A 12,993-nucleotide genomic window follows, 5' to 3' on the forward strand; every position below is an offset into this window, starting at 1 on the left:
CGTTGGCCCGATGAGTAGCTGAACCAAGGGGGTGCACCACGGCTCGTATCGCACGAGGCAGCGGCGCCCCCGAAAACAACGCCGTGGTGGTGCTGGACGGTGAAGCGGAGCACCCGCGCGGGCTCCTGGGCAACAAGGGCTACGGCATCGAGGCGATGCGCCGGCACAATTTGCCGGTGCCGCCCGCCTTCTGCATTACCACCGAGGTGGGCCTCAGGTATCTGGCCGAACCCACCGCGACGATGGACGCGATCTGGGACGACGTGCTCGACCGGATGGGCTGGCTGGAGGCGGAGACCTCGCGCACGTTCGGGCGGGGGCCTCGTCCGCTGCTAGTCAGCGTGCGCTCGGGAGCCACGCACTCCATGCCCGGCATGATGGACACGATCCTGGACCTGGGCATGAACGATGCCGTCGAACGGGCGCTGGCTTCCCCGGCCGCCGAGCAGTTCGCCCGCGACACGCACCGGCGGTTCACCCGCATGTATCGGCGCATCGTGGGCCGCGACGAGGATGCCGGATCGCAACCCGTGCCTGCCGACCCCTACGTGCAGTTGCGCGCCGGCATCGAAGCCGTGTTCGCCTCCTGGAATTCGCCCCGCGCGGTCGCCTACCGCGACCACTACGGCCTCGACGACCGGGGCGGCACGGCGGTGGTGGTGCAGGCGATGGTCTTCGGCAACCGGGGACCCAATTCCGGTGCCGGAGCGTTCTTTTCGCGCAACCCGATAACCGGTGCCAACGAACCGTTCGGCGAATGGCTGCCCGGCGGCCAGGGTGACGACGTGGTGTCGGGACTCGTCGACGTCGAACCGATCGGGGCCCTGCGCGGTGAGCAACCGGCCGTCTACGACGAGCTGGTCGGCGCCGCCCGCATGTTGGAGCGGCTCGAATCCGACGTCCAAGAGATCGAGTTCACGGTCGAGGACGGCAAGCTGTGGCTGCTGCAAACACGGGCGGCAGAGCGCTCGGCGCGGGCGGCGGTGCGACTGGCGCTGCAACTGCGACACGAGGGGCTCATCGACGACGCGGAAACGCTGCGCCGGGTCACCCCGGCGCACGTGGAGACCCTGCTGCGACCCGCGCTGCAGGACGAAACACGCCTGGCGGCACCGCTTTTGGCCAAGGGCCTGCCGGCATGTCCCGGCGTGGCATCGGGTATGGCGTACACCGATGTCGACGAGGCGCTGGACGCCGCCGACCGGGGCGAGCGGGTGATCCTGGTGCGCGACCACACCCGGCCCGAAGACGTCCTGGGCATGCTGGCGGCACAGGGCATCGTCACCGAGGTCGGCGGGGCCGCCAGCCATGCCGCGGTCGTCAGCCGCGAACTCGGCCGGGTGGCCGTGGTGGGCTGCGGCCATGGAATCGCGGCATCGCTGGCCGGCAAGCAGATCACCGTCGACGGCTACGAGGGCGAAGTACGCGAAGGCGATCTGACCCAGTCCGCGTGGTCGGATAACGATACGCCGGAATTGCGTGAGCTGGCCGACATTGCGCGACGGATCAGCCCCTTACGGGCACACGCCGGCGGAGAGCACCCGAGGCTGGATGACGCCTCCGATGCCGCGGTGCGCGCCGCCATGGGCACCGGGTCCACCGATGTGGTTTCAGCGACCCCGCTGATGATCATGCTGACCGCGCTGCGGCTGACCGGGCAGGCCAGCCCGTGACGGAATTGGCTGTGCTGCAAGCGGTCCGGCTGAAGGGCCGGGTGACTCCTGCCGACCTGGCCGCGACGTTGAACCAGGACATTGCCGACATCACCGACATCGTCGAGCGGCTAACCGCGTCGGGCCTATTGGTCGACGGCGCGACGTTGCGGATCAGCCCGAGCGGCCGCGCCAGGCTCGAAACGTTGCTCGCCGAGGAACGCGCGGGTATCGACTCGGCCGCGCTGGCCGCCGCCTACGACGACTTCCGCGCCGTGAACGCCGATTTCAAGGCGCTGGTCACCGACTGGCAGCTCAAAGGCGGCATGAAAACCGGTCAGGCAGGCACGCCCAACGCCCACGATGACGCCGAATACGACGCCGCGGTCTTGGCCCGCCTCGACGATGTGCACGCGCGGGCGGTGTCGATCATCGAGGCGGCCGCCTCGCAGTTGCCGCGGTTTCATGCCTACTCGGCGAAATTGCTTGCGGCACTGGACAAAATCAAGAAAGGCGAAACCGCCTGGCTGGCCAGGCCGGTCATCGACTCGTACCACACCGTCTGGTTCGAGCTGCACGAGGAGCTGATCGGCGCCATCGGCCTCACCCGGGAAGAGGCGGCCAGATCCGGTGACGCCCAATAGCCGCCCGGCGCCGGCGCGGCGGGGCAATCAGGCTGCGCACTACAGCGCCGCGTTCAACAGCTCCACGTAGGCGTCGATGTCGGGCACGGCCGACGCGGCGGCGTGGACGCTGATCGCGACCGTGTCCCCGATGCCATGCACCCCGTGCGTCAGGCCCATCACCGGCGACAGCGCCGGATAGCCGGCCGTCAGCACCACAGCAGCATCCCCGAAGCTCAGATCGGCGGCTCCGCGGTTGACGCTGGACACCACCGTGTTGCCCGCCACCTGCGCCGGCCGGGCATCGGGGTCGAACCGCGAGACACCCCAGCGCAGCACCCGCGCCGGCACCGCGGCGAACGCCCGGTCGGCCGAGCGCGTAGCCGGATGCTCGAAGCGACGCCGGCCATTGGCCAGGTCGCGTGCGATCCGCTCGGCCCGAGCGTCTACGCCAAGCTCGGGGTACAGCCCGACAACGACATTTCCAAAGTGGTTATGTGACTGCGGCACACCAGGTTTGGCCATTGGCACTTCCGCGCCCAGCGATTCGGCCCTATCGCCGAGCAGACCGGACAGCGCGGTGGACACCGCTCCCAGCACCCCGACGGTGACCGTGGGGCCGCGCAGTTGCGAACGGTGCCGCACCAGCGTCCGCACCGAGCGGGCGCCGTCGGGACGGGCATTGGTGCGCTGCAGAGGCCGCGTTCCGAGCCCCGACACCAGCAGCCCGGCCCGGGTATCGCGAACCAGCCGGCGGTGGCTGCGGGCCGCATCGACGGCGCGCCACGGCAAAAAGCCCGCCGGCGGCCGCGCCACCTCGGGCACCGGCTCCGTCCGGCCGAAGAGCCAGGCCGCCATCGCCGACGCGCGAGCGCCGTCGGCCAATGCGTGCGCGACCTGCAACGCCACCACGGCGCCGGGGCCGGCGACACCCGGAATGCCAAGCACCGGCGTGAATACGTGCGCCCGCCAGGACATCCGGCGGATGTCCAGCTGATCATCGGCGAGGCCGACGACACCCGCCAGGCAGCCGCGCCAGCTGGGATCGGCCAGGCCGCGGTGAACCACCTGCTGGGGCCCGACGGCCGCCGGCACCCACCGCGGATAGGTCAGCGGGCTTCCGTCGTGGACCCGCATTCCCAGGTCCGGGCAGGCACGGGCCCGGCGGCGGACCTGCTCGACGGCGTGCCCGAGATCCGCGGGCTCGCCGTCGAATGCGTAGAGCAGAAACTGGTCACTGGGCAGCTTGGCCGACATCCAGTAGAACTGCGCGTCGACGGCCGCCATCTGGTGCATGGAAAGTCCTTGTCACGGCGTCAGCCGGGTGCGCCGATAAACGCCAGCACCAGGTCGGCGACCTTGTCCGGCTGTTCGAGCTGCAGAAAGTGGCCGGCATGCTCGACGATGGCCACTTCGCTGCCGGCCGGCAGCACCCTTTCGGCCCATCGGGTGAAAGCCGGTGTCATGCAACCGTCGTCGCGGCCATGCAAGTACAGGGTCGGCAGGATGGGCTCCTCGGTCCACAGCCGGTTCAATTCGGCATACCGCGCCGGCGGCCGGACATTGCGAATCGTGGCCCGATACGGTCCCAGCGCCGCCCGCCAGCCCTCCGGAGTGCCGATCGCGGCGTCAACGTGGCGCAGGTCCTCGTCGGCGCCGCGATAGCCCGGCGACCACCGCCGCCACAGCAGCGGCAGCACCCAGGAAGCGGAACGCTCGGGCAGCCAAGGCAATTGGAAGTAGAGGATGTACCAGCTGCGCAGCAGCTGACGCGCGAGGTGACGGGCGAGCCGGCCCCGGTCGGGGGTGCCGGCGCGCGGACGCAACGCCGCCGAGGGCGGCACCGACATGACCACCGCCTTGGCGAACGGGCTGTCGGGCATGGCGGCCAGGCCGGTGGCGGCGATCGCACCCCAGTCGTGGCCGATCACCACGTCACCGTCGGTGCCGCCCGCGGCCGAGCGCACCCGCAACGCATCGTCCATCAGCGCACCGACGTGATAACTGCCGTCGGCCGGAATCGCCGACGGCACGTATCCCCGCATGAACGGTGCGACGACCCGCCAGCCGGAGGCGGCCAGCCGAGGCGCCATCTTGCGCCACCCGTAGGCGGTGTCGGGGAAGCCGTGCAGGCACAACGCGATTGGGCCGTCGTGCGGCCCCCAGGTCAGCGCCTTCAGGTCCACACCCGGGCCCGGGATGTCGATCCAGCGTGGTTCAGGCATCGCGGGCCGCCGCCTGCAACCCAGATCTCGACCGGATCATGCCGAGCCGCTCAACGGGGATGACCCCCTCAGCATCGTCGGCCATATTCACTCCCTGTTCGGCGCGTCCGCACGGACCAACCTAACGCGTGCCCGCCCGAATCGCACCGACCGCCTCGTAAGTTCATCTAAATCCTCACTGCTCCAATAGGTTTCGATCCTCGCGGCAGGTGGACCGTGACCGACGGCGCCGAACAGCGGCAACCGGAATCAGGCGGCGGCCGGCACACCAGTTAGCGTCTAGGGTATGGCGACCTCGACACCGCCGCGCCGCTGGGCCAAGTCCGGCGCCACCCAGCGGCGCATCCTCGACGCGGCGACCGAGGTCTTCGCGACCAGGGGGTTCAGCGCGGCCACGATGGCCGACGTGGCGGCCACCTCAGGCGCCAGTATCGGCAGCATCTACCACCACTTCGGTGGCAAGAGCGAGTTGTTTCTGGCGATCTTCGAGCAAATGGCCAACGCCGTCGACAGCCGCATCGAGGCGGCGATGGAGCAAGCCGGCGAAGGAGCCAACCCGCGGCGCGTATTCAAGCTGCACGTGCGGGCCTACCTCGAGGCGATGTGGGAGAACCGGCGCCTGGCCCGGGTGCTGACGTCCAGGGACGCACCGACCGGGTTCGAGGTCGCCCGTCGCGACCGCATGCAGCGCGCCTTCCGCAGCTGGATGGCGGTGCTGGAGCTGGACAAGTCGGTTCGGGGACAACTCCTGAGGCGCGTGCTGGTGGCGACGATGGCCGAGTCGTCGCTGATGGTCGCGGCGTGCGAGAACCCCGACGATGTGCCGGCAATCACCGACGCGACGATCGAATGGGTCGGCCGGCTCACCGAGTGAGCCCAAGACGGCGCCGTCGGAAGATCGGCGCCGTTGACAGTTTTAGAATGCAATTCTAAAATTTGGCGGTATGACGGCGCCCGCCGCGCAGCACCCCGTCAAGTTGTGGGCCAACTCGGGCGACTCCCACTTCATCGAGCCTGAGGACCTGTGGCGGTCGCGGCTGCCGCGCCGGCTAGCCGAACTGGTGCCGCGCAGCGAAAGGGATCCCGACGGCCGATTCGAGACCATCCACGTCGACGGCCAGGCGTTTCGCAGGCGGCTGCCCAGCATCGCCCAACAGGAGTTCATGGCGGCCACGGTCGCCGCCGCCGGCTCCCGCGACGTCGGCAAGCGGCTCGCCGACCTGAACGCCGAAGGCATCTGGTCGGAGTTGGTGTTCCCGTCGCTGGGCATGTGGTCCGGCTCGTTTCGCACCCCGGAACTGCTGCGCGCGGCGATGCGGGCCTCCAACGACTGGTCCAAGGAAGCGATCATGGACTACTCGCCGCGGCTGATCCCCACGGCGCAGGTGTCGACCCTGGATATCGACGACGCGGTCGACGAGCTCAAACGTTGCGGCACAATGGGATTCAAGGCGGTGTTCCTTCCGGTCACGCCCCATCCGGCACAGCGCGACTACCACCGCGAGGAGTGGGAGCCGTTCTGGGCCGCGGCCGAAGACGTCGGCATGGTGATCGCCTTCCACATCGGCACCGAGCCAATCGATTTCGCCGCGGGCAGCTCGATCGGGGTGACCTACCACGGCCCGGGCGGCGCGGTGCTCAACTATGTCGAGACGTCGTTCGGCGGCCAGCGCGCGGTGGTGAAGCTCGTCGCCTCGGGCGCCCTGGATCGGCATCCGAACCTCAAGGTGCTGGTGTCGGAAGGCGGCGCCACCTGGGTGCCGTTTGTCGCCGACCGGATGGAGGAAGGCTATCGGCAGCACGCAATGGTGGTGCGGCCCAAGCTCAAACGCGGCCCGCGGGAGATCATCTATTCGCAGGTGTACGCGTCGTTCCAGCATGACTCGTCGGCGATCGCGGCGATGACCGCGATGGGTTTCGACAACGTGCTCTGGGGCAGCGACTACCCGCACATGGAAGGCACCTTCGGCCACACCCAGGAAACGCTGCATCGACTCTTCGACGGCGTCGACCAAAAGGCCAGGGACCGCATCTTGTTCGGCAGCTTCGCCGAGCTGTTCCCCGATGCGCCGCTACCGCCACCGCCCGGGGCCCACCTGGATGGTGAATAGATGGCCTAGGTAACGTCGGGATGCGTGAGCGCCGTAAGCAGCAGTCCCCAGACGGTCGAGTTTTCCGGCCACGAGGGCATCACCCTGGTCGCCGACGAGTGGAACAGCGGCTCGGCGGCGGCCGATCGGCCCACGATCCTGATGTTGCACGGCGGCGGCCAGAACAGGTTCTCCTGGAAGAACACCGGCCAAATCCTGGCCGCCGATGGGTTTCACGTCGTCGCATTGGACTCCCGGGGTCACGGTGACAGCGATCGCTCGCCTGATGCCGACTACGACGTCGAAACGTTGACCGCCGACGTCATGCACGTCCTCGATGCGATCGGCCGCCAGGTGGTGCTCATCGGTGCCAGCATGGGCGGGCTGACCGGTATCCTCGCCGCGCACCGGGCCGGCCCCGACAGGGTGACCCGACTGGTGCTCGTCGACGTGGTACCTCGGTTCGAGAAGGGCGGCAGCGCCCGCATCCGCGACTTCATGATGGGCAACATCGACGGTTTCGACTCACTCGAGGAGGCCGCCGACGCCGTCGCCGCCTATCTGCCGTACCGAACCAAGCCGCGTAGCCCGGAGGGGCTGAAAAAGAACCTGCGCCTGCGCGACGGACGCTGGTATTGGCACTGGGATCCGGCGTTCATGACCAAGCCCGGGGACGACCCCGAACTGCGCACCGAGAAATTCGAGCAGGCGGCGACGAGCCTGACGATCCCGGTCCTGTTGATCCGTGGCAAACTCTCGGACGTCGTCAGCCCCGAAGGCGTCCAGCATTTCCTGACGCAGGTGCCGCGCGCGGAGTTCGTCGAACTGTCCAACGCGGGGCACACCGCGGCCGGTGACGACAACGACGCGTTCAGCGAAGCCTTAGTGGCGTTCGTCGAGCGGACCTAATCCTCACGATCGCCACTAGTCCACATGGTGGCGACCCGCTTCACCCGGCTCCGCCGCGCTCACGATCGCCACTAGTCCACATGGTGGCGACCCGCTTCACCCGGCTCCGCCGCGCTCACGATCGCCACTAATTGGCCGGCTTCTCGGCGTGGCCGCCGAACTGCTTGCGCATCGCCGACAGCGCCTTGCTGGCGAAGTCGTCGAGCTGACGGGAGGCAAAGCGGGACTGCAGCGCGGTCGTCAGCACAGGTGTGGGGACCCCCTCGTCGATCGCCGCGATGGAGGTCCACCGGCCCTCGCCGGAGTCGGAGACCCGACCGGAGAACTCCTTCAGGTCAGGGGATTCGTGCAGCGCGATCGCGGTCAGATCCAGCAGCCAGGAGCCGATGACGCTGCCCCGACGCCAGACCTCGGCGACTTCCGGGATGTCGAAGTCGTACTGATAGAACTCGGGGTTCGACAGCGGCGCGGTTTCGGCGTCACCCGCCTGCGCGTGCTTGCCGACATCGGCATTGCGTAAGACGTTCAGCCCCTCGGCGAGCGACGCCATCATCCCGTACTCGATTCCGTTGTGCACCATCTTGACGAAGTGCCCCGCCCCGGACGGCCCGCAATGCAGGTAGCCCTTCTCCGATTGCGCGACCTCGCCGTCGCGGCCGGGGGTGCGCGGCGCCGCATCCACCCCGGGCGCGACGGTGGCGAAGATCGGCTCGGCGTGCGCGAACGCGTCGGCGTCGCCGCCGATCATCAGGCAGTAGCCGCGTTCACGGCCCCACACGCCGCCGCTGGTCCCACAGTCAAGTAAGCGGATACCTTTCTCTGACAACGTCTTTGAGTGGCGGATGTCGTCGCGATAGTAGGAGTTGCCGCCGTCGATCACGATGTCGCCGGGGTCGAGGGTCTTGGCCAGGTCCTTGATCACCCCCGAGGTGATGGTCCCGGCCGGCACCATCACCCACACCACGCGCGGGGCGGTGAGCTTCTCGGCGAGCTCCGACAACGAGGACACCCCGGTGGTCCTGTCCTCGCCGGCCATCGCCATGACGGCGTCGGGGTTGTGGTCGTACACCACGCACTCGTGCCCGTCGTTGGCCACGCGCCGAACGATATTCGCGCCCATGCGACCCAGGCCGATCATCCCCAGCTGCATCTTGTCCTGTCTCCTTAATGTCATGCGTCCGTTAACCAACCGCGCAGCCTCGGGTCCGCAGGTACCGCCGCCGGCACGGCCCGAAGCGTCATCTTGTGAGCGAGATCGCCGGCAATTCCGAAGGTCGCCAGCAATTCTGAGGGACTACTATCGCCGTCGGCTAAAACCGCACCTCCCGAAAGTCACCTATTCGGCTCCCTTGAGACTCACTACCCGCGGCCGGCCGAACTCAACACTAAACACTGCCCGTGGGCCCGACAACCTGAACACATCGCCGCCTTGCAAGGATGGCCGGCATGGGCGACGCGCTGCATATCGCGGTCTACATCCTGGCCGGGGTTGCCGCGCTCGAAGCCGGCGCGCTCGCCGTGCTGTCGAGGCTGCTTGCGCGCGGTCGCCGGGAGATCGACGAGCTGCGGCACCGAACCGATGCCCGCAATTGGCTGCTGTCGGGCGGTCGCGAGGCCGTCAAGACCGTGTGGAACACCGCCAACCTGGTGCGCAAGGAGGGCTTTGGCGCGGCCGTGCGCAGCTCGATCGAGGACCTCGCCGACTGGGCCGAGGTCGAGCGACCCGACCTGGCCCGGGTCACCCCCGACGGCCGGGTGGTGATCCTGTTCTCCGACATCGAGGGGTCCACCGCGCTGAACGAGCGGATCGGCGACCGCGCCTGGGTCAAGCTGATCGGCTCGCACGACAAGCTCATTTCAGGCCTCGTACGGCGATGGTCCGGACATGTGGTGAAGAGTCAGGGCGACGGATTCATGATCGCCTTCGCGCATGCCGAGCAGGCCGTGCGGTGCGGCATCGACGTGCAGCATGCGTTGCACCAGAATGCAAAACGTAAGCGGCACGAGGACATTCGCGTTCGGATCGGCATCCACATGGGCCGCTCGGTGCGCCGCGGCGACGATCTGTTTGGCCGCAACGTCGCCATGGCGGCCCGGGTCGCCGCGCAGGCCGTCGGCGGCCAGATCCTGGTGAGCGAACCGGTGCGAGACGCCGTTCGCGATTGCCCCGACTGTCAAGACATCTCGTTCGATGACGGCCGCGACGTCGAGCTGAAAGGCTTTTCGGGCAGCTACCGGTTGTTCGCCGTCGGGGCCGACGCCGCTTGAGACCTGTCGGTATCGGATTCGGCCAACCTCTGATGCAGACGCGCCCGGACCTCGTCGGCGGTGTACGCACGCCGCTTGCGTTGATCGCGGACCACGAGCGCGCCGCCGGCGACAACGCCGGCGACGCCGGCCAGCCCGAGCCACTTCCACATGCTGCGCATGGACACAGGGTATTCGCCACGAGGTTCCGCCATGCTCACTTGTGGTTAACTGGTGTGCCCTTCAAACGACTGCGCGCCCACCATGGACACCCTTCGCGATAAGGTCGCCGTCATCACCGGAGCGGCCAGCGGCATAGGCCGGGCCATCGCGTGCGCGCTCGCGGACCGGGGCGCTCGCGTCGTGGCCGTCGACATCGACAACGAGGGTATCCGGGCGCTGGCCGGCGAGCTGAGCGACCGAGGGGCCGCCGCATTGCCGCATCGCGCCGACGTCTCGGATCCGGCCGCATTCGACGGCATTCGGAGCGCGGCGCTGCAGCGGTTCGGCCGGGTGGACATCGTGGTCAACAATGTCGGCGTGCTGACGAACGGCCTGCCCGAAGACATTCCGGTTTCCGAGTGGCAACGCCTCCTCGACGTCAACCTGATGTCGGTGGTGCGCAGCAACGCCGCCTTCCTGCCGCTGCTGCTGGATCAGGGCAGCGGGCATGTGGTCAACACCGCCTCCTTCGCCGGGCTTTTCACGTATTCCTACGACCGGCTGCCGTACGCAGCCACCAAGGCCGCCATCGTGCAGATCAGCGAGGGGTTGGCAATCTATTTGCGGCCCAAGAACATTGGCGTCACCCTGCTGTGCCCGGGGCCGGTGCTGACCAATATCGCCGCTGCCGTACCGAGATTCGGCGACGGGGCACCGCTGCGCATCCCGGGCGATCAGTTCGAGCTGCTCGACCCCGCGACCGTCGGCGAGCTGGTCGCCGACGCGATCCTGCGCAACCGATTCTTCGTGCCCACCCACGCCGGCGTCGTCGACGAGTTACGCCGCCGCGTCGAGGACTGGGACGCCTACATCGACTACCAGATCTCCCGCGAAACCGATTGAAAGGCACACACAAATGACTGATCGCAGCACCTTGGGTCTCGATGTGTTCCGGGACATGATGCCCGGCCTGATCCCGGACGATGTCACCAGCCTTCGCGACGGCGGCGTCGCCGACGAACTCGGCAACCTGAGCATCGATCACGTTTTCGGCGCCTTGTGGACCCGCCCCGGCCTGGATCGTCGCTCCCGCAGCCTGGTGACCCTCGGCGCGCTCATCGCCCTGCGGGCCGGCGACGAGCTGAAGATCCACTTCCAGATCGCGCTGCGCAACGGGCTGACCATCGAGGAAATCGAAGAGGTGATCTATCACATGACCGGCTATGCCGGCTACCCCGCGGCGGCCACCGCGCGCAACGTCGCGCGCGGAGTACTGGCGAGCTCATAATGGCCCATAATCCCGAGGACGATGCCCGAAGCGACGAGCGGGCTTACATGCTGACCCTGGACCAAGCGCTCGACGAGACGCGCACTGGTGACCTTTGGCTGTTCCGCGGCGGCTCGGGACCCGACCGTGCCATCCAGACCTTGACCAACAGTCCGGTGAACCACGTCGGCATGACGGTGGCCATCGACGACTTGCCGCCGCTGATCTGGCATGCCGAACTGGGCGACAAGCTCGTCGACCTGTGGACCGGGACCAACCACCGCGGCGTGCAGCTCAACGACCTACGCGATGCCGTCCAGCAGTGGACGCGGCGCTACCACCAGCGCTGCTGGCTGCGTCAGCTGACGCCGCACGCCAACCGCGAACAGGAGAACGACTTGCTACGGGTGATCGCGCGGATGGATGGCACCCCGTTTCCCGCTACCGCGCGTCTCACCGGCCGGTGGATCCGCGGCCGGCTCCCGACCGCCTACGACTGGTTACGGGGAATCCCGGTCGTGGACAAGAAGGTTCGAGAGTCGACACAGCGGCGCAAAGCGCGCCAACGCGTCGGCCTGGAAACGGCGTACTGCGCGGAGACGGTGGCCATCACCTACGAGGAAATGGGATTGCTCAGCACGCAGAAGTACTCGAACTGGTTCGATCCGGGCTCGTTCTGGAGCGGTGACACGCTTCCGCTGGCGCCGGGTTATCGGCTGGGCGACGAAATCGCCATTGCGGTCGGCTAATCGACCGACATCTCCCCCATGTCGGACCAGCCTGTCGCGTCGACGGTCTGGCTGATGATCTTGGGCGTGGACCTCAGCGCCTGCGGCAGCTCTCGCATCGCCCGTTTGAAGTGATCGCTGTTGACGTGGACGCTGCCCGCGTCACCGTCGCGGAACGCCTCGACCAAGACATACTCCGCCGGGTTGTCCAGGCTGCGCGACCAGTCGAACCACAGGTTGCCCGCCTCGGCGCGAGTGGCGGCCGTAAATTCGGCGACCAGTTCCGGCCAGCGGTCGGTCCATTCGGGTTTGGTCTCGAACTTGACGACTATAAAGATCATTGCCGGTCAGGATACGCGGTCAGCCGATCTCCAGGCTCGTCGTCACCGCTGTGGCGTTTCGGGTCAAATCCAGTACCGGACAGTGCGCGTCGACCGCTTCCTGCAGTTCGCGGTAGTGCCGCGGCGACTCCGGCCCGGTCACCGTGACCACCACCCGCACCCGTTGGAAACCCGGGCGCACCGCGTCGTCGAAACCGAAGAAGCCCCGCACATCGAGATCGCCCTCGGCGTGCGCGGTGATCTCGTCGACCGCGATGCCGAGCCTCTCGGCCCAGACGCGCCAGGTCACGATCTGGCAGGACAGCAGCGACGCCAGGTAGTACTCGACCGGGTTCGGGGCTTTGCCCTCTCCGCCGAGCGCGGGCGGCTCGTCGACCTCGACTCGGCGCTGGCCGACGCTGACCGTGCTGGCGACCGCATCGTGGGCGATGGCCGCAGCCCGGAACACGACCTGGGCGTTGGCCTTGTCGGCCGCGACGGCAACGCTGTGGGCGGCGATGACGCCGCCGAGATGGGTAGTCGACGTTGTCACCTTGTGTCCCCTTACCGTCTCGCCGTCCCGGCAATGGTAAGGCGCGCGCCGCCCTGGATCGGCTCGGCCTGACTCGAATTCGTCTCTTTGCGATGTGTTAACGGTTTGCGGCCACGACCGTAAACGTGTGCTTTATGCGGCAAATTAACGTGCCGGCGTGGGTATGGCCGCAATTGGCGATCGATAAATGCGATCCATTTCGCACAATAATTTGTTG

The 12,993-nt window shown here is 67.8% G+C and carries 15 protein-coding genes; 9 read left to right on the plus strand and 6 right to left on the minus strand.

The features are described from left to right. The first annotated feature begins 83 nt into the window (after positions 1–83). Positions 84–1,673 (plus strand): pyruvate, phosphate dikinase, encoded by a 1,590-nt coding sequence (locus K3U93_RS18865; RefSeq protein WP_083012418.1) that lies wholly within the window; start codon positions 84–86, stop codon positions 1,671–1,673. Beyond that, positions 1,670–2,296 carry a MarR family transcriptional regulator gene (locus tag K3U93_RS18870; protein WP_083012416.1) on the plus strand — a complete coding sequence of 209 codons (627 nt, stop codon included), beginning with the start codon at positions 1,670–1,672 and terminating at the stop codon, positions 2,294–2,296. Before K3U93_RS18865 ends, K3U93_RS18870 begins: the two co-directional genes overlap by 4 nt. 39 nt (positions 2,297–2,335) lie before the next feature. Here the strand turns inward: K3U93_RS18870 and K3U93_RS18875 are convergent, their stop codons facing one another. Together K3U93_RS18875 and K3U93_RS18880 are read right to left on the minus strand one after the other, a co-directional pair. Then, positions 2,336–3,562, minus strand: a complete 1,227-nt coding sequence (locus tag K3U93_RS18875; RefSeq protein ID WP_083012442.1) for a wax ester/triacylglycerol synthase domain-containing protein — start codon at positions 3,560–3,562, stop codon at positions 2,336–2,338. Positions 3,563–3,591: 29 nt separating this feature from the next. Continuing rightward, positions 3,592–4,500, minus strand: a complete 909-nt coding sequence (locus tag K3U93_RS18880; RefSeq protein WP_083012413.1) for an alpha/beta fold hydrolase — start codon at positions 4,498–4,500, stop codon at positions 3,592–3,594. Between the two features lie 286 nt (positions 4,501–4,786). Between K3U93_RS18880 and K3U93_RS18885 the strand changes: the two genes are divergently transcribed. From K3U93_RS18885 to K3U93_RS18895, 3 genes are all read left to right on the plus strand, one after another. Then, complete coding sequence (locus K3U93_RS18885) at positions 4,787–5,374, plus strand: TetR/AcrR family transcriptional regulator (protein ID WP_071509587.1); 588 nt, start codon at positions 4,787–4,789, stop codon at positions 5,372–5,374. A gap of 70 nt (positions 5,375–5,444) precedes the next feature. Then, positions 5,445–6,611 (plus strand): amidohydrolase family protein, encoded by a 1,167-nt coding sequence (locus K3U93_RS18890; RefSeq protein ID WP_083012411.1) that lies wholly within the window; start codon positions 5,445–5,447, stop codon positions 6,609–6,611. Between the two features lie 24 nt (positions 6,612–6,635). Beyond that, the gene (locus K3U93_RS18895; RefSeq protein WP_083012408.1) at positions 6,636–7,499 is read left to right on the plus strand and encodes an alpha/beta fold hydrolase; all 864 of its coding nucleotides are present in this window, start codon (positions 6,636–6,638) and stop codon (positions 7,497–7,499) included. Positions 7,500–7,626: 127 nt separating this feature from the next. On the opposite strand, the gene gnd is transcribed toward K3U93_RS18895, so the two are convergent. After that, the gene (gene gnd / locus K3U93_RS18900) at positions 7,627–8,649 is read right to left on the minus strand and encodes a phosphogluconate dehydrogenase (NAD(+)-dependent, decarboxylating) (RefSeq protein ID WP_071509590.1); all 1,023 of its coding nucleotides are present in this window, start codon (positions 8,647–8,649) and stop codon (positions 7,627–7,629) included. A gap of 287 nt (positions 8,650–8,936) precedes the next feature. Here gnd and K3U93_RS18905 point away from each other — a divergent pair, with 287 nt between their 5' ends. Further along, positions 8,937–9,767, plus strand: a complete 831-nt coding sequence (locus K3U93_RS18905) for an adenylate/guanylate cyclase domain-containing protein (RefSeq protein WP_083012406.1) — start codon at positions 8,937–8,939, stop codon at positions 9,765–9,767. Here K3U93_RS18905 and K3U93_RS18910 read toward each other — a convergent pair. Beyond that, positions 9,731–9,928, minus strand: a complete 198-nt coding sequence (locus tag K3U93_RS18910) for a hypothetical protein (protein ID WP_071509592.1) — start codon at positions 9,926–9,928, stop codon at positions 9,731–9,733. The genes K3U93_RS18905 and K3U93_RS18910 overlap by 37 nt on opposite strands. Before the next feature lie 82 nt (positions 9,929–10,010). Between K3U93_RS18910 and K3U93_RS18915 the strand changes: the two genes are divergently transcribed. Genes K3U93_RS18915 through K3U93_RS18925 form a run of 3 tightly spaced genes read left to right on the plus strand, consistent with a single transcriptional unit; the run spans position 10,011 to position 11,924 of the window. Continuing rightward, a complete protein-coding gene (locus K3U93_RS18915; RefSeq protein ID WP_083012403.1) occupies positions 10,011–10,811 on the plus strand; it encodes an SDR family oxidoreductase in 801 nt (266 codons plus the stop codon). 13 nt (positions 10,812–10,824) lie between these two features. After that, positions 10,825–11,196, plus strand: coding sequence for a carboxymuconolactone decarboxylase family protein (locus K3U93_RS18920; protein WP_083012401.1), 372 nt, complete (start codon positions 10,825–10,827; stop codon positions 11,194–11,196). 47 nt (positions 11,197–11,243) lie between these two features. Continuing rightward, entirely contained in the window at positions 11,244–11,924 is a 681-nt protein-coding gene (locus K3U93_RS18925) for a guanylate cyclase (protein ID WP_083012440.1), read from the plus strand. Here K3U93_RS18925 and K3U93_RS18930 read toward each other — a convergent pair. Next, complete coding sequence (locus tag K3U93_RS18930) at positions 11,921–12,244, minus strand: putative quinol monooxygenase (protein ID WP_083012398.1); 324 nt, start codon at positions 12,242–12,244, stop codon at positions 11,921–11,923. The genes K3U93_RS18925 and K3U93_RS18930 overlap by 4 nt on opposite strands. A gap of 19 nt (positions 12,245–12,263) precedes the next feature. Then, positions 12,264–12,776 (minus strand): OsmC family protein, encoded by a 513-nt coding sequence (locus tag K3U93_RS18935; protein ID WP_083012395.1) that lies wholly within the window; start codon positions 12,774–12,776, stop codon positions 12,264–12,266. Between the last annotated feature and the right edge of the window lie 217 nt (positions 12,777–12,993).

This window comes from Mycobacterium malmoense (assembly GCF_019645855.1).
GTDB lineage: Bacteria > Actinomycetota > Actinomycetes > Mycobacteriales > Mycobacteriaceae > Mycobacterium > Mycobacterium malmoense.